This window comes from Streptomyces sp. NPDC004721 (assembly GCF_053601495.1).
Genome location: NZ_JBSGBZ010000080.1, coordinates 1 through 19,696, shown reverse-complemented (window position 1 = coordinate 19,696; position 19,696 = coordinate 1). Strand labels below are relative to the sequence as shown.

General features: G+C 68.7%; 16 protein-coding genes and 5 pseudogenes. 14 read left to right on the top strand and 7 right to left on the bottom strand.

Features of this window, described 5'->3' with window-relative positions; genetic code table 11:
• Nucleotides 1-4 precede the first annotated feature (4 nt).
• Entirely contained in the window at nt 5-853 is an 849-nt protein-coding gene (locus ACWEK3_RS38345; protein ID WP_453251841.1) for a hypothetical protein, read from the bottom strand.
• Nucleotides 854-858: 5 nt separating this feature from the next.
• Here ACWEK3_RS38345 and ACWEK3_RS38340 point away from each other — a divergent pair.
• From ACWEK3_RS38340 to ACWEK3_RS38320, 5 genes and pseudogenes are all read left to right on the top strand, one after another.
• Nucleotides 859-2,103 (top strand): annotated as a pseudogene (locus ACWEK3_RS38340) (UvrD-helicase domain-containing protein); the annotation flags it as partial.
• Nucleotides 2,104-2,419: 316 nt separating this feature from the next.
• Nucleotides 2,420-2,713 carry a replication-relaxation family protein gene (locus tag ACWEK3_RS38335; RefSeq protein ID WP_376552237.1) on the top strand — a complete coding sequence of 98 codons (294 nt, stop codon included), beginning with the start codon at nt 2,420-2,422 and terminating at the stop codon, nt 2,711-2,713.
• A 301-nt stretch (nt 2,714-3,014) separates the two neighbouring features.
• Nucleotides 3,015-4,148, top strand: coding sequence for a hypothetical protein (locus ACWEK3_RS38330; RefSeq protein ID WP_453251840.1), 1,134 nt, complete (start codon nt 3,015-3,017; stop codon nt 4,146-4,148).
• 423 nt (nt 4,149-4,571) lie between these two features.
• Nucleotides 4,572-4,949 (top strand): hypothetical protein, encoded by a 378-nt coding sequence (locus ACWEK3_RS38325; RefSeq protein ID WP_453251839.1) that lies wholly within the window; start codon nt 4,572-4,574, stop codon nt 4,947-4,949.
• A gap of 29 nt (nt 4,950-4,978) precedes the next feature.
• Nucleotides 4,979-5,725 carry a BPL-N domain-containing protein gene (locus tag ACWEK3_RS38320; RefSeq protein WP_390729312.1) on the top strand — a complete coding sequence of 249 codons (747 nt, stop codon included), beginning with the start codon at nt 4,979-4,981 and terminating at the stop codon, nt 5,723-5,725.
• Between the two features lie 117 nt (nt 5,726-5,842).
• Here the strand turns inward: ACWEK3_RS38320 and ACWEK3_RS38315 are convergent.
• Nucleotides 5,843-6,067 (bottom strand): annotated as a pseudogene (locus tag ACWEK3_RS38315) (IS5 family transposase); the annotation flags it as partial.
• 16 nt (nt 6,068-6,083) lie between these two features.
• Between ACWEK3_RS38315 and ACWEK3_RS38310 the strand changes: the two are divergent.
• The 5 genes and pseudogenes from ACWEK3_RS38310 to ACWEK3_RS38290 all read left to right on the top strand — a co-directional run bounded on the left by ACWEK3_RS38310 (nt 6,084) and on the right by ACWEK3_RS38290 (nt 10,353).
• Nucleotides 6,084-6,527 carry a hypothetical protein gene (locus ACWEK3_RS38310; protein ID WP_453251838.1) on the top strand — a complete coding sequence of 148 codons (444 nt, stop codon included), beginning with the start codon at nt 6,084-6,086 and terminating at the stop codon, nt 6,525-6,527.
• A 148-nt stretch (nt 6,528-6,675) separates the two neighbouring features.
• Nucleotides 6,676-7,518 (top strand): annotated as a pseudogene (locus tag ACWEK3_RS38305) (IS110 family transposase); the annotation flags it as partial.
• A gap of 65 nt (nt 7,519-7,583) precedes the next feature.
• On the top strand, nt 7,584-7,868 hold the full coding sequence (locus ACWEK3_RS38300) for an AtuA-related protein (protein WP_453251837.1): 285 nt from the start codon (nt 7,584-7,586) through the stop codon (nt 7,866-7,868).
• Nucleotides 7,869-7,961: 93 nt separating this feature from the next.
• Complete coding sequence (locus tag ACWEK3_RS38295; RefSeq protein WP_453251836.1) at nt 7,962-8,327, top strand: acyclic terpene utilization AtuA family protein; 366 nt, start codon at nt 7,962-7,964, stop codon at nt 8,325-8,327.
• A gap of 112 nt (nt 8,328-8,439) precedes the next feature.
• Nucleotides 8,440-10,353, top strand: a complete 1,914-nt coding sequence (locus ACWEK3_RS38290) for a propionyl-CoA synthetase (protein WP_453251835.1) — start codon at nt 8,440-8,442, stop codon at nt 10,351-10,353.
• A 132-nt stretch (nt 10,354-10,485) separates the two neighbouring features.
• Here the strand turns inward: ACWEK3_RS38290 and ACWEK3_RS38285 are convergent, their stop codons facing one another.
• Together ACWEK3_RS38285 and ACWEK3_RS38280 are read right to left on the bottom strand one after the other, a co-directional pair.
• Nucleotides 10,486-10,734 carry a hypothetical protein gene (locus tag ACWEK3_RS38285; protein ID WP_453251846.1) on the bottom strand — a complete coding sequence of 83 codons (249 nt, stop codon included), beginning with the start codon at nt 10,732-10,734 and terminating at the stop codon, nt 10,486-10,488.
• 28 nt (nt 10,735-10,762) lie between these two features.
• Entirely contained in the window at nt 10,763-11,632 is an 870-nt protein-coding gene (locus ACWEK3_RS38280; RefSeq protein WP_453251834.1) for an LLM class F420-dependent oxidoreductase, read from the bottom strand.
• 328 nt (nt 11,633-11,960) lie between these two features.
• Here ACWEK3_RS38280 and ACWEK3_RS38275 point away from each other — a divergent pair, with 328 nt between their 5' ends.
• Nucleotides 11,961-12,335: a hypothetical protein gene (locus tag ACWEK3_RS38275; RefSeq protein WP_453251833.1), complete on the top strand. Its 375-nt coding sequence runs from the start codon at nt 11,961-11,963 to the stop codon at nt 12,333-12,335.
• A 682-nt stretch (nt 12,336-13,017) separates the two neighbouring features.
• Here the strand turns inward: ACWEK3_RS38275 and ACWEK3_RS38270 are convergent.
• Nucleotides 13,018-13,311: a hypothetical protein gene (locus tag ACWEK3_RS38270; RefSeq protein ID WP_453251832.1), complete on the bottom strand. Its 294-nt coding sequence runs from the start codon at nt 13,309-13,311 to the stop codon at nt 13,018-13,020.
• Between the two features lie 298 nt (nt 13,312-13,609).
• On the opposite strand from ACWEK3_RS38270, the gene ACWEK3_RS38265 reads away from it, so the two are divergent.
• The 3 genes and pseudogenes from ACWEK3_RS38265 (at nt 13,610) to ACWEK3_RS38255 (ending at nt 15,972) form a co-directional block, all read left to right on the top strand.
• Entirely contained in the window at nt 13,610-14,602 is a 993-nt protein-coding gene (locus tag ACWEK3_RS38265) for a Helicase associated domain protein (protein ID WP_453251831.1), read from the top strand.
• Between the two features lie 500 nt (nt 14,603-15,102).
• Nucleotides 15,103-15,306: pseudogene (locus tag ACWEK3_RS38260) on the top strand (cold-shock protein).
• Nucleotides 15,307-15,585: 279 nt separating this feature from the next.
• Nucleotides 15,586-15,972, top strand: coding sequence for a hypothetical protein (locus ACWEK3_RS38255; RefSeq protein ID WP_453251830.1), 387 nt, complete (start codon nt 15,586-15,588; stop codon nt 15,970-15,972).
• 271 nt (nt 15,973-16,243) lie between these two features.
• On the opposite strand, the gene ACWEK3_RS38250 is transcribed toward ACWEK3_RS38255, so the two are convergent.
• Both ACWEK3_RS38250 and ACWEK3_RS38245 read right to left on the bottom strand, forming a co-directional pair.
• Nucleotides 16,244-17,464: a VWA domain-containing protein gene (locus ACWEK3_RS38250; RefSeq protein ID WP_453251845.1), complete on the bottom strand. Its 1,221-nt coding sequence runs from the start codon at nt 17,462-17,464 to the stop codon at nt 16,244-16,246.
• A gap of 231 nt (nt 17,465-17,695) precedes the next feature.
• Nucleotides 17,696-19,242, bottom strand: a pseudogene (locus ACWEK3_RS38245) (Mu transposase C-terminal domain-containing protein); the annotation flags it as partial.
• Between the last annotated feature and the right edge of the window lie 454 nt (nt 19,243-19,696).

Genomic DNA, 19,696 nt, shown 5'->3' with positions numbered 1-19,696 from the left:
CGCTCTACTCGTCGGTGGAGACCATGCGGAAGCGGTCGAAGCGCTTCGGCGCACTGAACATGGGGCGGCCCCAGTACCCGCCGGTGTCTCGGCGCTTCAGGACATCCTCCACAACCTCTCCGGCATCGCGGTCGAAGCCGGCGGGGGCGAGAGAGACACGGTGGCACAGCAGGTCCGACTCGCCCTGCGAATATCCCTCCCACTTGCCGGAGTCGTAACGCTTCTCAGGCCTGATGACGTCGAGAAGCTGGTAGGCATCGAGGGCTTGGTGTGTCTCGTAGGCCTTCCGCCCCAACCCGTACAGGCCCTGCCTAACATCGCCGGTGACGTAGGTGATGGTGAGCGGGTCGCCCTCCTCGGCGCCGACCTCTACGCCGGTGTACCTGAGGCGGTCAAGCCACATGAGCAGGGCTGCGATCTCGCTGTTGGTGAGCACGTGCACCCAACCGCGGGTGAAGAACTCGACCGGGATCTCCACGTAAGGCTCGGTGTCATCGGCGGCGGTGTACGGGATCGCCGAGCTGACGGTGCTGGTCCCGTTCTCGCAAAGGAGCTGCAAACCGGTGCTGAAACGGCCAGGTCCAGTGTTGGCCCGTACGAGCGCCATCGACTCCAGCGTCTTCAGGGCCTGCGTGAGCTGGCGTCGGCGGTTGACGTCCTCGGACGCCAACTGGATACCGGGACCGGCGCATTGGCTGATGGAGGCCGACAAGCTCATCCATGACAGCGGGTGCTTCGCCGTCGACTCCACGGGATAGGGGGTGTCCCACGGCTTCCCCGGCCCCACGGCGCACTGCGCGGCGTACAGCATCGTCAGCATGAGCCGGAGCTGGAGTCCCTTGGGGGTGACCATGCGCCGCCCATGCCACGGCCTTCGCCGCCGTGGGTCACCGCTACGTCCGTCGACTCAACAGCCCCCGCCAGCCTGCGTGGAAGGCCGGCCAGGCGCTGGGCATCACCCGTCCGGTCCGCATCGGCGCTCATGAGATCAGCCCCCGGGCACTCTCCCACACCGTGCTGCGCACCGTCACCCGCTACTGTCACTCCGCCGACCGCGCCCTGGCCGCCCACCATGTGCCACGCCTGCGTGGCCTGGACACACCCAGCGAGCACAGCCAACTCGCCGATGCGGTCATGCGGTCCGCCACCAGAGCCTGGGCTGACCTGCACAACCCCGACCAGCGTGTGGTCCGTTTCGAACACGACCACTACCTGAAAATGTGGGCGCTGACCGAACCGACGATCAAAGCCGACTTCCTCTTCCTCGACGAGGCCCAGGACACCAACCCGGTCCTGGAGGAAGTCTTCACCGCCCAGCGCGACCATGCCCAGCTCATCATGGTCGGCGACTCCGCTCAGGCCATCTACGGCTGGCGCGGCGCCCGCGACGTGATGACCGGCTTCGACGCCACCCCCCTTACCCTGACCCGCTCCTTCCGCTTCGGCCCCAAGATCGCCCAGGAGGCCAACCGGTGGCTCACGCTCGCCGACGCCCCCATCCGCCTGACCGGCACCGAAACCATCTCCACCGAGGTCGGCAGCCTTACCCGCCCGGACGCGGTACTGTGCCGCACCAACATCGGCGCCATGGCCGAAGTCATGCGCCTGCTCGCTGCTGGCCACCGCGTCGCCCTCACCCGAGGCGGGCAACAACTGGCCGCGCTCGCCCTCGCGGCCCGCGACCTCAAGGACGGCCGCCGCACCACCCACCCCGAACTCGTACTCTTCCCCTCCTGGGGCGAACTGCAGGACAACGCCGCACACGACCCCGCCGGACGCGACCTCCAGCCCTTCGCCGACCTCATCGACACCCACGGCCCCGACGCCATCCTCACCGCCGTCGACCAACTCACCAACGAGAACCACGCCGACGTCACCGTCACCACCGCCCACACCGCCAAAGGCCGCGAATGGCCCAGCGTCCAGATCGCCGATGACTTCCCCCCGCCCAAGGACACCGACCGGCACGACGAGCAAGGACGCCCCATCCCGGAACCGGTCAATGACACCGACGCCCGCCTCGCCTACGTCGCCGTCACCCGCGCCCGACACCAACTCGACCTCGGCGGCCTCTCGTGGATCAATACCTACTCCACTGGCTGAACTCAGCTTGCTGCCTCGCCTTTTTTCTGTTCTGGGGTCGGCTGCGAGAGGTGCATAGGGGGATGTCGGGCTGCCGACTACGGCCGGGCAGGCGTGGTGAGCTGCGGATACGCCGCCCAGTCCGCGTTCGTGTGCGGGCAGTTGTCGGAGGGGTTATCGGCGGGGATGTCGGCCTGGTTGGGGCGGTGTTGTCGCATCGTGACCGTGGTCGGGCCTTCATGGTCGGTGGTGTGGTCGGGGGCATCGGCTGGTCTGACTCGTACACGCGGCGCCGTGCAGGACAGTGCCGCGCCGTACAGAGGGAGCGGGACGGGCGATGATGGACGTGGACGCGGGCGGTGGCGACCGGATGGCGTTGGCGGTGCTGGCGCAGTACCGGATGGCGACGACCGAGCAGATGCACCTGATCCTCAGCCCTGGGGTGCGGATCGAGCAGACCCGGCGCCGGCTGGCCAAGCTGCGCACCGAGGGGCTCATCGACCGCATCACGCTGCCGCAGGCTGGACGGACACGTGGTTCCCCACCCAGTACGGGGTACAGGTCGCTTGCGAGTGGACGGAGTTGCGGGGACGTCGGCCGTCGAAAACGGTGTCGGACCGGACCGCCGTAAGGTTGCGGGTCGGGCACGCGCTGACTGGCTTTATCGAGCAGCAGTGACGTCACTTGTCGATGGATCTGGGAGGCGCCCGAACCACGGTCGGGTGATGTTGATGAGTTTGGGAGGCACGAGGGCTCTTGCCAGGGCAGCGTCGGGATGCCCTTGGTGAAAGGTGCTGGTCATGCCGCGTCTCTTGTGTTTGCCGAAGGAGAAGGGCCCGGGCGGTGGCGATCCGGTCGATGGACGGCACCGTGTCCCGTCCAGGATCACTTGGAAACCGCTCATTGTCAGACCCGCGCGCCACTATTGATCTATGCGAACACTCTTCAGCGGCGAACTGCGCGTGGCCTACGGACAGTTCTATGTCTGCAGCGGTGACAGTCTGTTCTCGACGGCCACTCCCCTCGATGATTCTTTCGCCGGGCAGCGGGCCGGGCTGTGCGGCGGGGCGGTGCCGGGCCATCTTTTTCTGCTGACCGGAATGCACACTGGCTCCGTCCCGATCACCGTCGAGCTGCACGAGACGGAGCCGCCCCTGGACGCCGACGTCTGGGAGGACATCGTCGAGGCGTCGTTCCGACCCGTATCGGACGATATCTGGCTCGTGGAGTGGGGCAACGGCTCGTATCCGCTCCCGCTCTCCGAGACCTCGTACCGGGTCCGGTACCACTGCCGGGGCATGGACGAGGCGCGCACCGCCCGCTACGCGGGCGAACCCGTGCTGGATGAGTATCTGCTGCGATTCTGGCCGAGTCCGCCGGCCCCGGACCGTGTGGTCAAGGAGACCAGCCAAGCCGCCGCCTATTGGCATGAGTTCGCGCGCAAGCAGCCCCCAGGCCCCACCCTCGAGGAGCTGGCCGAGGCCGAGCGCCAGGCCCGCGAGGAGGAGGAGCACACCAAAATCCGACAGGAGATGGACGCGTGGGGCGGGCGCCTGCCCAGCGACCGGCTGCGGGAGGTCCGGGACAAGCTCCGCGGAATCCAGGGCTATCCGATGGGCCTCGTGGGCCTTGATGCCGCACTCGTGCACGCGATCGACGCCGCAGGTCCCGAGGAACAGCGCGCGCTCGCCCGCTGGACGGCGCACCACGCTTGCGAGACAGCAGGGCTCAGGGACATCGGCTGGGTGGCGCGCAGCTTGGCGGAGCTCGACCGGGGCGAGCCCTACTCGCCGCCGCTGGACGACCCGCGACGGCTGCGGGACGCTGCGTTCTCCGACGCACGTGTTCCACGGTCTCACGACGGAACCCCCGGTTTGTCCCAGGTCGCCGCCTTCGCCGCTCTCTTCGATGCTGCCGCCCCCGACCCCCTCAAGGCGGCGCTGGACGCCCTCCTCGCCACGGCAGTCACCTATGACACCCACCGCCCCCACCTCTTCGCGGAGGTCCGCCGCACCTTCCCAGCGATGGCCATCGCGCCAGAGGCGGAACGGAGCGACCGCCAGTAGCGTCACCACGCTACTGACCTTCCGTATCGCGCCCCGAGCGCAGCACAGTGCCCGGCTGCCCAGCTCAGACTGGGGTGGAAACGCTCATTGACGGCAGTGCCGTCATTTCCCGTGAACATCTTCGAGCGCACTGCTCGCTAACTGCTGTTAAAACTCATCGACAAACGCTGCTACTGGACGTGAACGAAGCCAGGCATGAAGAGTCATGACGCTCGACCGCACCATCTGAAGCATCCCCGCGAACGCAGGGACGTCGTACCACTCATCAGCCTGGACCTGGCCGACAACATCACTCAAGGGATGGCGCATCGCTCTCCTCCGGAAATCTCCATGTACGCAGCGCCAGGGCATGAGGCACCGCTGTGAACCGATGAGACCGCCGCTCGTGCGGCGCACCTCCGCGTCGGCGGAGAATCCCCGCGAGTGCGGGGCCAACTTCAGTCCGAGACGGAAACACGGACCATCCCCGCGTTCACCGAGTTCGACCTGGTCGAGGTCGGCGACGAGGCGGAGATCGGCCCAGGCGTAAGCTTGCAGACGCACCTGTTTGAGGACCAGGTCATGAAGATGTCGAAGGTCACCGTCCGGGCAGGCGCCACCGTCGGCAGCCGCACGGTCGTGCTGTATGACGGGGTCGTCGGCGAAGGCGTCTGGCTCGACGCCCTCTCCTTGGTCATGAAGGGCGAGTACCTCACCCCCGGCACGGCATGGCGCGGCGTCCCCGCCCAGGGCCGGGCCCTCCGTCCCGCCGACCACCCGTCACCCAAACTGCCCCCTCACCACACCAGCCACTCCCGGTGACAACCACCCAACCGTGGCGGTGAGCATCCATGCCACCTGCTTCCGACTTCCTCGCCTCCCTCCGCCGGGCCTTCGGCGCCCGGAGCACCTCGGAGCAGCCCCCGCTCCCCTCCCCCGGCGGACGCCCCCTGGCCCTCGTCTACCGGGGCCCGGCCGCCCGCCCCGCCGGCTGCTCAGAGGCGGTCGCCGCACTGCTCGCCTCCGGCCCCTGGGACCTCGACGTCCGCTACACCGGACCGCACGAGGAGATCCCGCTCTCCGCCGCGGCCCTCGCCCACGCCCACGTCTACGCCCAGCCCGGCGGCGGCTCCCTCTCCGCCGCGTACCGCCGCCTGAAGAAGCACGCCGACGAGATCCGCGACTACGTCCACGGCGGCGGCCGCTACCTGGGCTTCTGCCTGGGCGGCTACCTGGCCGGCGCCACTCCCGGCTTCGCGCTCCTCCCCGGCGACACCGACCAATACATCGCCACGCCCGGCGCTACCATCCACAACGACCGCGACACCCTGGTGGAAACCGCATGGCGTGGCCTCCCCCGCACCCTCTACTTCCAGGACGGCCCGCACTTCGTCCTCGACCGCGACGCCGACGTCACCATCCTCGCCACCTACCCGAACGGCACCATAGCCGCCCTGGTCACCCCCTTCGGCAACGGCCGCGTCGGTGTCGTGGGCCCCCACCCGGAAGCCACCGACGACTGGTTCCTCGACGAGGGCCTCTCGGTCCACCACACCCACGACCTGGGGCTGGACCTGGTGGGGGAGGTGCTGGAGTGACCAAAGCCCGCTCCCGCACGGCAAGTTGGATGCCCGGCGTACGGGGTGGAGCGCGAGTGCGGGGAGCAAGGGCAGCACTATGGCCCAGCCCACCGACAACGGAGCCTCGTAGCGGACTGCAAGCTTGTCGTATCTCGTGGCGACCGCGCGGTGTCGCTTGAGGCGGTTGATTCCGCACTCCACCGCGTGGCGCTCCTTGTAGTCGGCCTTGTCGAACTTGGGTGGCCGGCCGCCGTGGGAACCGCGTTTCTTGCGGTTGGCGATCTGGTCGCGCTTCTCCGGGATCGTGCAGCGGATACCGCGCTTGCGCAAGTAGGTGCGGTTCGCGCGGGAGCCGTACGCCTAATAGGCACGTGGGTTGGCCGCTGGGTCCGCCCAGGCAGGGGCCGCCCGGCTGACCCGCAACCGGCTGCGGTCTGCCGTCACCCGGGCCGGACGCCAGCGACGCATCGAGGCCGAAACCGACCGGCTCCTTGAGGTGTTCCGCCGGACCTGGCTCCGCCAACCCGCCCTGGTCGAGCAGGCGATGGGGCGGCAGACGCTTGCCCTCCTCGCCCAGCTTGACGCTGCCTGCCAGTCCTGCGACGACCTGGCTCACGACACCGAGGAGCTGTTCCTGCAGCATCCCGACGCGGAGATCATCACGAGCAGGTCAGCGATCCAGCGCACCTTCGGTGTGCGCCGGGGGCGTGGTAAATCCCGTGGCGCGCGCTGGGGATGCTTCTGTCTGCCCCTGCCGTGGGCCGGTGATGGTTCGGGATCGTGGTGGGGTTCGTTCCGGCCGAAACCGATTGCTCTGTGATGCCGGTGAGCTCGCAGGTCAGCGTGGTGCTGGGGGCCGTCCACGGGAACCGTGGAGTGTTGCTGTGAGCACGTGCGTCAGAATTCCTGATTCACCCTGGCCCTCCCGGAACGGCGTACTACTCGTCCGTTGAGGGAGGGATCGGGACGTGGACGTGCTGCACGAACGCTGCGCCGGTGTGGACATCAGCAAGAGGGACGCCAAGGCGTGCGTCCGCACCCCGAGTACCAAACGGCGTGGGTCGTTCGCCACCGAGACCACCACCTGGGGATCGACCACGAACGCGGTGCTCGCACTGCGGGATCACCTGCTCGCCGCCGAGGTCACCCTCGTCGTGATCGAAGCGACTTCGGACTACTGGAAGCCCTTCTACTACCTGCTGGCCGAGGACCTGAACGTGATCCTGGTCAACGCACGGCAGGTCAAGAACCTGCCCGGCCGCAAGACCGACGTCTCGGACGCGGCCTGGCTGGCCCAGCTCGGCGCGCACGGCCTGGTCCGCCCATCGTTCGTGCCACCCCAGCCGGTGCGCGAACTGCGGGATCTGACCCGGATCCGCACCCAGATGACCCGCGAGCGCGGCCAGATCGTGCAGCGGCTGGAGAAGCTGCTGGAGGACACCGGCATCAAACTCGCCGCGGTCGCCTCCGACATCATGGGCGTCTCCGGCCGCGCCATGCTGGAGGCCCTCATCAGCGGCGAACGCAACCCACAGGTCCTTGCGGAACTGGCCAAGCGCAGGCTCCGCAACAAGATCCCCGAACTGACCGAGGCGCTGACCGGCCGCTTCCGCGCCCACCACGCGTTCCTGACCCGGCTGCACCTGGACCACTACGACCAGCTCACCGAGGCGATCGGGCAGCTGGATGCACGGATCGAGGAGGCGATGACCCCCTTTCGTCCCGCGCTCGACCTCCTGGACACCATTCCCGGAATCAACCGCGCCGTCGCCGAGGTGATCATCGCGGAGACCGGCGGCGCAAGGACAGCCCAGCAGGACGTCAGTCAGTGATTGGGTCACGACCACCGGGGACCCGGATATCACTATGCCTGTCAGTGATCGCCTACCGCGAGGAGGACTACCCGATGCTGCTGAAGCAGGTCGCCGAGGCGTCGGTGCGGGCCGTCTTCGGCCCCATCACAAAGGGCGCGATCACTCGCTACGAGGTGCGCGGCATCGGCGCCCTCAACTTCTTGCTCGAGGATGTCCTCGAGGGCGGCCGGTCCCGGACCATCGCCTTCGAGGAGTCTGGGAAGGTACTCTCGCCACTCGTGCGGGCGATACCGATCCAGGTTCCCGCCGGCTACGTCGGCCATGGCGGGCAGGAGGTGGGCGCGTGACCCGCTACGCGGTCTCCTCCGCCGTCCGGCTCGGTTCAGGTAGAGGCTGGTCTCGCGACCGCCTCGACGCCGCCCTTGACCTGGTGACACGAGGTGACGTGGGCTACCCTCTGCTTCGACTCGATGTCCGAGGTGATCATGAGCATGGCCCAGGTCAGCCTTGCGGAGAACCCCGGCACCCCCGCCTACGACCCCTACCTCGTGACGCGGATGCGGCCCCTGCTGGCCAAGTCCAAGGCCCGCGGGGTCCGGATCGTCACCAACCAGGGCTGGCTCGTTCCCGTCGGTGACGACCGAACGTGCCGAGGCTCAGAAGCTCAGACTCGAGGTCGATCACCTCGCCGTGAACGGGCTGGCGGCAACGGGGAAGCGGACGACAGCCTCTTCCAGTGGGAAGGTCTCGCCGATCGTCGGGCTCAACTCGTGTCTCACCGCGCGAGCACGTCCCCTGCGAGATGACCCTGCACAAGCGCTAAGGGGTGCCCTTCGTCCATCGGCCTCCGGCTGAGGAAGGGCCACCGTCAACGCAGCAACCGACGATCCGACTAGCGGCATCACTGGGGGTCACAGGATGAATGCGAAGGCGTACGAAGACGTTTTCCGGGCCAGCGTGGAGGACCGGGAGGGGTTCTGGCTGCGGGCGGCGGAAGCGCTCGACTGGTACAAGGCACCAACGAAGGCCCTCGACGACTCGAACCCGCCCTTCTACCGCTGGTTCCCGGACGGGGAGATCAACGTCGCGCACAACGCGCTGGACCGGCACGTCAATGCCGGCCGCGGCAACCAGGCCGCGCTGATCTACGACTCTCCGGTCACCGGCACCAAGCGGACCTACACCTACGCCCGGCTGCGCGACGAGGTCGCCACCTTCGCGGGGGTGCTGCGCGATCTCGGCGTCGGGCCCGGGGACCGCGTGGTGATCTACATGCCGATGGTTCCCGAGGCCGCGATCGCGATGCTCGCCTGCGCCCGTCTCGGCGCGGTGCACTCGGTGGTGTTCGGCGGGTTCGCGGCCAAGGAGCTCGCGGTCCGGATCGACGACGCCGCGCCGAAGGTCGTCGTGTCGGCCTCGTGTGGGATCGAGGGCAAGCGGGTCATCGAGTACAAGCCGCTGCTGAACAAGGCCATCGAGCTGTCGGCGCACAAGCCCGAGAAGCAGGTCATCCTGCAGCGTCCGCAGGCCGAGGCCGCGATGGGCCCGGACGACGTGGACTGGGCCGACGCCGTCGGGAAGGCCTCCCCCGCCGATCCGGTGCCGGTGAAGTCGACCGACCCCCTCTACGTGCTCTATACCTCCGGCACCACGGGCAAGCCCAAGGGCGTGGTCCGCGACGGTGGTGGGTACGCGACCGCGCTGGCCTGGTCGATGCTCAACGTCTACGACGTCGGTCCCGGCCAGACAATCTTCACCGCGTCCGACGTCGGCTGGGTCGTCGGGCACTCCTACATCGTCTATGCGCCGCTGCTGGCCGGGGCGACCACGGTGCTCTACGAGGGCAAGCCGATCGGCACCCCGGACGCCGGGCAGTTCTGGCGGGTCATATCCGAGTACGGCGTGCGCAGCATGTTCACCGCGCCGACGGCGTTTCGGGCCTTGAAGAAGGAGGACCCGGAGGGCGAGTACGCGAAGAAGTACGACCTGTCCGGGTTGGAGTACCTGTTCCTGGCCGGGGAGCGGCTCGACCCGGAGACCTACCGCTGGGCGTCGGAGCTGCTGAGCATCCCGGTCATCGACCACTGGTGGCAGACCGAGACCGGCTGGCCGATCGTCGCGAACCCGGCTGGCATCGAGCTGCTGGAGATCAAGCCAGGCTCGCCGACCCGCCCGTTGCCGGGCTGGGACATCCAGGTCCTCGACATCGACGGCCGCCGGGTCCCGGCCGGCGAGGACGGCGCGATCGTCGCCAAGCTGCCACTCCCGCCGGGCGCGTTCCCGACCCTGTGGAACGACGACGAGCGGTTCGTGAAGTCCTACATGTCGGCCTTCGAGGGCTACTACCTCACCGGCGACGGTGGCCGGATCGACGAGGACGGCTACGTGTTCGTCATGGGGCGCACCGACGACGTCATCAACGTCGCCGGGCACCGCCTCTCGACCGGAGGGATGGAGGAGGTCCTCGCCAGCCACCCCGATGTGGCCGAGTGCGCGGTCATCGGCGTCGCCGACCAGATGAAAGGCCAGATCCCGCGCGGGTTCGTGGTGCTCAAGACCGGTGTCATAGATCGAGAAGAGGCCTCCGCGGAGGGCTACGAGGACAAGCTGCGCGCCGAGCTGGTCCAGATGGTGCGCGATCAGGTCGGCGCCGTGGCCTCGCTCAAGGAGGTCGCGATCGTCCCGGCGCTGCCCAAGACCCGCTCCGGGAAGATCCTGCGCAAGACCATGCGCAACATCGCCGACGGCCTCAACGAGCCGGTGCCCTCCACCATCGACGACGCCTCGGTCCTCGACACCCTCCGCCCCGTCCTACGCTCAGAACGAGCGTGACAACACCGCTCAGCCATCCCCTACCTACCCATGAGGGTCGGGCTCGTCAAGCGTAGACATCACCCCGGCCTGCGGCCCTTTTTGCCGAGGCGCTGGGCGGCGCTGAGGACGGCGTACGCCCAGGCGTGGTCATCAGGCGCCGGCGCGGGAGGCGGGTATGTCCCCTGCTGCTGCCAGTGCCCTGACCGACCAGCGGGCCGCCGTCCGATAGACCAGCCAGACGTAGCCGTCGGGCACCTCGATCTCAAGGCAGGGGCCAAGGGCCTCTGCGGGCAGGCGGGAGCCGATGGGCTGGGTGCCCGGCGGGCAGCGGTGGTGCTGGGCTGGGACAGCGCGTCCGCCTCCCGGGTCGAGGGAGCGAAGGCACGTCTGAAGCGGCATGTGGGCGCTTGCCCCAGACGGACCCCGGTCACTCCTTCCGGTGAATCCACGTCCGGGCGAGTTCCGCGACCCAGGTGGCCGCCGTGTCGGGAGCGGGCGGGGGTGCGCCGATGACCACGAGTTCTGTGACGCCCGCTGCAGCGAGGGCGGGCAGGTGCTCCGGTGTGCCGTCGCTCAACGCGACGCCAACCGTGAGCTCGTCGAAGGCGCGACCTTGGCGGGCGCACTCGTCGGCGAGGACGGCGAGGCGCGAGCGGACGTCGGCCGCCGGGATGTTGAAGCCGTACCAGCCGTCGGCGAGCGTGACCGCGCGGCGCAGGGCAGTGTTGCTGTTGCCGCCGACCACGACCGGGAGCCGGCCGCCGCGCAGCGGCTTCGGGTTGACGCGGATCGCGTCGAAGCGGGTGAACTCCCCCGCGAAGGAGGCTGGATCCTCGGCCCAGAGGGTGCGCATCGCGGCGAGGTACTCCTCGGTGCGCCGCCCGCGCCTGGCGAAGGGGACTCCGAGCGCTGCGAACTCCTCGGCCGACCAGCCGACCCCGACACCGAGGGTGAACCGCCCGGCTGAGAGCACGTCGAGTGTGGCGGCCTGTTTGGCGACCACGACCGGGTTGTGTTCAGGCAGCAGGAGCACGCCGGTGGCGAGCTCGATCCGGCTGGTGACCGCCGCCGCGAAGCTCAGGGCGAGCAGCGGGTCCAGCCAGTCCGCGTCCGCGGGCACGGCGATCCGGCCGTCCGCGGAGTAGGGGTAACGGGAGACGGGCGCGTCCACGAGCACCACGTGCTCGCCGCACCAGAGCCTCGCGAAGCCGTGCAACTCCGCGGCTGTGGCCACCGCCCGGATGACCTCCGGACGGGCACCGTCACCGATGCCGAGCGCGTGCAACCCCACTCGCATCCGCCACCTCCTGGCATGACCCTAAGTGCGAAGCGCGGACGCCTTCGGGTAGTGGCACGCCGCGCGTGGAGGCGGCACGGCATGTCACCCGCACGGGCGAGGCCACCGCAAGTGCCCGCGCTGCCATTCCGGCCCTGGGCGGGAACGCCTCGCGGGCGTTAAAGCACGGGGCGGTGCCCGCGCGCCGACAGCCGAGGGCCTGGGCGACGTGTGTCTTCTCGACGCCGACGGGTCCGAACCGGCCCAACAAGCGGCTCAAGGGCCCCACCGACAAGCCGCCGACCAGTTAGCGCCGCCTTCTCACACTCCGTGTGAGAAGGTCGAGCACATGATCGAGTCTTGGGTCTTCGCCGATGGCACCGCGCCGACGTCGGCGGCAGCGGCGATCGAGGTGCTGCGGGATCGGATCAACGCCGGACAACTCGAGACACGGCTGATCAGTTCGTACGGCCGGTCACTGGCCTTCATCAGCAACACCGAGCGGGCCATGGTCATGCTCCTGGACGGCGAAGACGATCCCGGCGAACACGCAGTGGACCCGGGCGCGAGCGGCTCCAGCAAGGGCTTCATCCTGGCGAACGGGCAACACGACGAGTATCCCGACGAGAACACGCTGCCCCTGACGGAGGCACTCCAGGTCGTCCAGCACATCCTGACCACGGGCACCCCGTCACCTCATGCTGCATGGTCCATCGACCGCTGAACCGCGGCACCACCTGGGGAATTACGTGAACACCTGGGTGGGGAATTACGTGACCGTCGACACTCCTGGACGCCCTCCAGCTTCGCCAGGCCTGGGGGCCCGAGGCGGAAGCCGCAGCCTGGCGGAAGCCGCCAGGCTGCGGCTTACCGGACGTGGCGCCGGGCGAGGGGTAGACGAGCACTGCCGGCGGAGTGGGCGCCAACGTCTACAGCGGTGGGACCATCCCCGCGGGCGCGGGGAGCACCGTCTCACCACCATCCGGCCGGAGCATCTGCGGGGACTATCCCCGCGGGTGTCGGTGGCCAGTTAGATCTCCCCGCCCACGGCCGCCTGACGGGGAATCAAGTGGCCGTGGCTAGATTCACTGTCAGTGACGAGCGGGGTCCCTCTCATCTGGGTGAGCCACCGATGTCCACGGTTCTTGTGGTGGCGTCGTCGGCCAAGAGGCCGACTTGGGTTTGGGTGCTCTGCCATGCGGCGGACGGTCACTCGGACGTTCTTCAGCGGCCGTCGCACGGGTCGTCGTCCGCAGACACCGTCTTGGTGTCTGCCACCAGGCAGGAGGAGTACACCCGCGGCGGCGTGGGCCGCGGCTTCGGTTCCGACGTGGCGCCCACGGCAATGATTGCCCCGGCACAGACGAAGGTTAGCCCTGCCATCGCGGCGAGCCAGGTAGCGCGGCTCACTGATCGCCACGGAAGTGGTTACGGAGATCGTCACGGCAGTCGTCCTCGGTGCCGACCTGGACTCGCGAGAAGACCAGCACTCCGTCTCCCTTGCCTTCCTGCTTGGCCTTGGCCAGCTGCGTCTCGATGTCCGCGATGCGCTCGGCGCACTCGGCACTGACGGACTTCTCGGGCTGCGGGGCCGGTGCCGAGGAGGCGTTCAGTTTGGCGGTGGCGGCGAAGCCAGCCGCGCACAGCACCGCCCACGCGGCAACCCACGAGCGGCTGCTCATCCGTATCGGCTTAGGCATCCAGGCATCCTACGAGCGCCGCGGCGGGCTGTCGCCGAATCGGGACTTCCTCGTCGACGAGACCAACGACGGAGCCAGCTGGCGTCGCCGACGAGGGCTGATGCGGGTACCATCCCGCGGACGCGGGGAGCACACTTCGTGACCTGTTGCTTTGTCACGGAGGCAGGCCCGGGTCCGCAACAGCCGTTGCTCGGGCGAACACGAGGATGGGGAAAGCGAGTTCACGGAGGAGGACCAGGACGATCGCGGCGGTGAGCGGGAGCTACTGACTGCTGCGGCGGCCGGGGTGCTGCGGTTCATGGAGGAACGAGACCCGGCGGTCCTCGCTCAGTTCGTCAGGTTGCGGGTCATCGACCCCGAGGGCGCCTACTGGCGGCGCGGCATCGAAGCCGCCACCCGATGGCTCCGTGAGACCGGCAGCACCGAGCTGCGCGTGCCCTACACCTTCGTCACGCCCAAGGGCTGGCCGACGGGAATCGGCGCCCATCCCCTGGGGGTATGGGTCGCTGATCAGCGCCGCTACTACGCGGCCGGGACGCTGGAGCCGGAGCGCGTGACCGAGCTGGAGGCGCTGGGCATGGTGTGGTCGGTGCAAGAGACCGCCTGGGCCGAGGGCCTGGCTGTGGCTCGCGCGTATGCGGCGGCGCACGGCGGGATGCTGCTTCCGCCGGCCACCGCGGTGTGGGACGGCTATCCCATCGGGACATGGGCCAAGAACCAGCGCGCCGCGGTCCGCAGGATGCGGGAGAACGCGCGCGGCGGGCGAGACGGGCATCTCCTATGCCGGAGAACTCTCGCAGGGCCGTCTGGAGGCGCCGGAGGCCATCGACCCGGGATGGTGCCCCCTCGGGTGGGACGTCGCCTGGCAGCGCTGCTTCCGGCTCGCCCACGCGCACGTGAAGGCCAGCGGAACGCTGCCGGCGGCCCACGCCCCCAGGTCATCGTGCAGGGTGAGGACCTGGGGGCGTGGGCCGCCGCGCAGCGGCACGGCTGGGACAAGCTGCTACCAGCCCAGCAGTGGCTGCTGGAGAGCACGCTCGGGCTGAAGCCGGCGGACGAGGACGAACGGCTCGCGCGCCGCTCGCAGAGTGCCGCATGGGAGCGGAACATCGCCGCCGCCCGGCAATTCCACGCTCGCGAGGGCCATCAGCGGGTCCCGCGCCAGCACGTCGAAGCAGTGGACGGGACGTCGGTCCGGCTCGGCCAGTTCGTCGGCAACGCACGCAGAAGGGCCACGAGGCTGAGTGAGCAGCGCCGGGCCGACCTCGACGCCCTCGACATGCGCTGGTGAGGCAGAAGGCGTTCAAGGACTGGGGTGTCATCTAGGCGGCTGATGTGCGGTGTTCTCGGTTGTGGCCTCCTTGAGCTGGCGGCTCAGCTGATCGTTGTGGCGGGTGAGGCCCGTTGACACGGATGCTCAGGGCCGGGGTTTGGAGGGTGTTGAGTTGGTGGCGTGGGGCGCCTTGGAGCTGGTCACGTTCGGTGCGGAGATGGCGGTAAGGCTTTCGGTAGTGATCACGTAGAGCTACGCTTTCCTCCTTGTACGTGAGGGGGGTGTATGCGCGGTCGGACCATCACCCGAACTGGTGAAGTGCAGAGAAGCGGTTCTCCCCAAGCTCCCACGGGCACCCCTGGCGTACTCCCGGCGCTTGAGCCGCTCGTGCGCGTGTGTCCCCGCCGGGTAGGCCAGGCGAGTGCGGGGTAGAACGGCTGGTGGCTCTCTCCATTGCGGGAGCCGGAGCATGCCCGTGATCAAGGGCTGTTCCCGGGCAGGAACGAAGGAATACCAGTATGGCCAGCGGCACCGTGAAGTGGTTCAACTCCGAAAAGGGCTACGGCTTCATCGCTTAGGACAACGGAGGCCCGGACGTCTTCGCCCACTACTCCGAGATCCAGGGCGGCGGCTTCCGTGACCTGACCGAGGCCGAGCACGTCACCTTTGACATCGGCCAGGGCCAGAAGGGCCCGCAGGCACAAAACATTGTCCGGGGCTGACTACTCACGGTGATACAAGGCGGGTTGCCGGACCAGGCAACCCGCCTCTCTTGTGCGGCCAGACTGCGCGACGACCAGGTCCGACCGCCCCAGACGTTGTCGGCGCCGCCGGGCAGGAGCACCTTCCCGGTACCCCACGGCAACCACGTGCCGTCCACTGCGGGCGCGGCTTCGGGTGCGGAGCGGGCGGCGGCACGGCTGTTACACATCGCACCCTGCGACACCGCTCTGCCCGTATCCCCTCCGCGCACCCTGTCCCTCAACCGGAAGTCGTCACCGATGAACCTCAACAAGACTCCGCAGCCTGAGAGCACACCACAGACTTTCAAGGGTTACTCGGCCGTCGCCACGCTCTATCCGGATCGCATCGAGATCCGCCGCAACCGGCTCGCGAAGCTTGCCGGACACAAGGGCTCCATCACCTACTTCGCCGACGTGCTCAAGCCGCACGGGAAGCCACCGACCCGCCTCGTCAACGGCTATGTCCACCTCGCCACCGAGAACGACCCGCCACACCTGCGCACAGCCGCCGTAGAGATATCGAAGACGTGGACCGGCAACGAGCGCAGCATCCTGTTCACGTGGAACCAGCGGGACACTCAAACCAAGTTCCTGGCCGCGGTGCTCGCCGCGTGGCGCCAGGCATACCCCGGCCGGGAGGGGTGAACTCCGCATGGAACCCCTTCACGTTCCCGCTGACTACCTGACCACCCACCAGGCCGCCCAGCAACCCGTCCTCCGCCTCGTCAGCGTCCGCCAGCTCGTCCACTGCGGCCACCGCCGGCATCGGGTACGAGCGGCTGACGGGCCCATCCCCGCGGGCGCGAGGAGCACCTGGAGTAGTGGGCTGGCTTGCTCTACAGGGCGTCGTCCTCGCCGGACGCTGAGGCGGCTCCGTGCTCGGAGGGAATGCTTCATGCGCTGGCCGAGCTCAGGGCTACATCCAGGTGGCGAAGGCATCCACGAGGCTGGCGTAGAACCGCTCGCCGGGTACCGAGCCTGGGTTCTTGCTCGCGTCGTAGAAGGCGACGTTGGTGAACCTGGCTGAGGTGGAGGCGTTGAGGTTCTTGTAGAAGGCGAGCTTGCCGCGCCCGAACCCTACGAACAGCCAGAACACCCCCAAAGAGGCGGTGTTCTGCAGCAGGGAGCGGACCTCGGCTTTGTCCCAGGGCTCGTCGCCGACCTGGGTGATGAACGCAGGGTCAGCCGCACCGGATTCCTGGTAGTGGGCTACCGCACGGCGCATCGCCTCGGCAACGTCGCCCCATCCCCAGTCGACTTGGGTGTGCAGCTGCCCGATGCGGCCGCGGTAGTTGTCCAGCCGGATCTCCTCCAGGAAGGGGTCCTTGCCGCTGGAAAAAACCACGGGGACGGCTCCGTCGTCGTCGAGGTTGGCCGACAGTGCCAGGACCCGCTCGGCGAAGGCCTGCACCGCGAACGACTCGTACAACTCCTCCATATGCCAGTCGTGGTCAAGGATCAGATAGACCGCAGCCCGCCGGTGCGCGATGCCCCGGTCCGCGAGCACCTGGCTGGCCTGCCGGGCGGGAGCCAGCAATGCCGGCGCCTGCCGTTCGACTTTCGACAAATCCACCACGGGCCGCACCGCTCCCGGGACGGACTGTGCTTGGGCCGGGAGAACTGCGGAGGAGACAGCGGGCTCGTCGAGCTCGATGTCGACACCGTAGTCGGTGGCCAGCCCGGCCAGACCAGAGGCGTAGCCCTGGCCTACGGCACGGACCTTCCAGCCACCGCTGCGACGGTAGACCTCAGCCAGCACCACGACCGTCTCCCGCCCGGTGAAGTCCGGGGCCGTGAACGCCAACACGGATGCACCGGACTGGCTGATCTTCAACTGCGGTGCGCGAGTAAAGACCGCGCCCGGCTGCAGCGGGTCTGCACTCGCCACGACCACCACCCGGTCAACGCTGGCCGGCACGCGTGCCAGGTCTACGGTGACCTCAGCACCAGCGACCGACACGCCGTCCTGGACCGGGTGGTTGTAGAAGACCAGATCGTTGTCACTGCGGACCTTGCCGTCCGGCCCCAGCAGCAGCGCCGAGACGTCGGCGGACAGGCCCTGCACCGTCACCGACAACACCACCGGCGCCGCAGACAATGCTGCGTTCTCACCCTTACCCAATGACGTGGCCTGCATACTCGCCCCCTTGATGGAAGAGACACCGTAGCTACGCGCACGCGTCGTACCTCTTGGCCTCCTGCCGGTCGCGCCAGTCCCACTCAACACGGCCAACCGGGCCTTGCCGACGGGCGGCGGGAGGCTGCGGCGGGCGCAGCCTGGCCGTCTCCGCAAGGCGCAGCAGGTGCGGACGGTCGCCTGGCGCGGCGAGCAGTTCCTGGTCCTCACCGGATACGAGCCGGGCGAAGCAGGCCGCGGCCCGCAGGAAGACGCGTGCCCAAGGCGGTACGGGGTAGGCGGCGCAGCCGTCGGTGTAGCGGGCGCGGTCGTGCAGGACGAGCGTGGCCGCGGCATCGTCGTAGTCGCGGGAACGGGCGGTAGCAAGCTGCTGGAGGGAGGCGCCGGTGAAGAGTGCGGCGGCAACGGCCGCGGTCAGGCGAGGGTGCACGGTCGCCCCGTCAAGCCGATGGGCGACTCGCTGGGCGGTGTGCGGGGTAAGAGCCGCGGGCGCCGCCGGTGCGCCCTGCGCTGCTCGGGCGTGGCCTCATCCGAAGGTGCGCCGGCCCCAGGTACTTTCCGGACGCAGCCTCGAACACCTCGATCTCGTGGTCGTGGTGCGGGATGTAGCGCAGGCGGACCTTCGTCCCCGCATCCGCGCCGCCGTGCATCCACTCCCCCACTTAATACCGATTCCTCCAGCGCACCCCGCTGGTGGTGAGCGTGCGTATACGTCCGTCGTCGGCAAGCGTGAACCGGTACAGCAGGCCCGGGTCCACATCCTCGATCGGGGTGGGATCGTCCCGCCACGCCTCAAGCGGCGTACGCCCGCCAAGGGCCTGCGAGGTGTGCTCTGTGTTCCACCACGTGACCCACTGAAGCAGCAGGCGGACGAACTCGGCGAACGGCAGCGGCTCCGCGGCGAGGGCATGCTTGCCGCGGGCGCCGGGGCGCAGCCGGGTGGACGGGGCGTGGGTGTAGCGGGGCAGAGAGGCGACGAGCGTCTTCTCCGCGCACGCGTTCAGGTTCTCGATCGATCCCTTCAGATCCGGCCGATACGGCGGGAGCGGCTGCACTGGCACGGCGAAGTGGCCCAAAGCGTCGGCGACGGTGGCCGAGAGGAAATCGGCGCCGCGGTCGATGCGCACCAGCGAGGGCAGGCCGCCGATCGGCCCGTACGGGCCGGTGGGGTCCTCATTGCGCGAGAGCGCAATCCGCAAGCTGGCGAGGATCGCGTCCCTGGAGGGCTGGTGCGGGGTGACCGCCGCGCCCGGAATCGTCTCGGTGGCACAGTCGATGAACCACGTCACCCACGGGCACACCAACTCGCCGTCCAGCAACACCTACTTGTGATCCGCCTCCCAGGAGGCATTCCGCCACTGACGCGGACGCCGCAGATGCACATCATGACGGCGCCTGGCGCGCTCCCCACCGACAAGGGCCGCGCGCTGCCCGGCGTTCAGATCCAGACGAATCGCCCGGTGCAGCGTCGCCAACGACGGCACCGGATCCACCTCACGTCCCTCGGCGACGGCTGCGGCATACTCGCCCACCAGCTCCCGGTGCAGCGCGGCCGCGTTCCCGCACCACGCCGCAAGACGTCCATGCAACTCGTCCGTGATCCGAAACCGCTGGCGCCCGGCCGGCTCCATGCGCCCCTGGCGGCCATCGTCCAGCCATCGCCACACCGTCCGCAGCGACACCCCCGCCGACCTGGCGACCAGCTGCGCGTGCTCCGTGGTCAACTCCCCGCGCCCGTCCAGCGCCAGCAACCGTGCGAGCGCCTGCTCACGCCCCAGCGCCCGCGACACCAGCGAGACCTCCTCGGCCCCTGCCCCGTTCTCACCCGGCCCGGCCATGACGTACCCCCTGGCACCGACGCCGCGTACCGGCGCACATCAGGCACATTCCCCGTCAACACCCAGACATGGTCCGGCAGTTCACACGATCCGGGACAGACAAACCAATCCTGGAAACACGCGGCAAGCCGAGCGCTACACTCCCCCACCGCTCCGGAATCTGCACCACACCGACCAGCGGACACTCATCCCCGTGTCACCAACAGCGCATCACCCCGATAACACCACCCCCCGCATCACCCCAGACCACACGCCCACAGCCACCCAGTGACACCCACCGCAGAACCAGTGACACCCTCAGAAGCCGTATCTCAACCGAACATGATCGCTTGATTTCCGCTGGTCAGGCATGGTCTAGCTCGGAATGAGGGAGGCATGCGACGTCTTGTTTCGG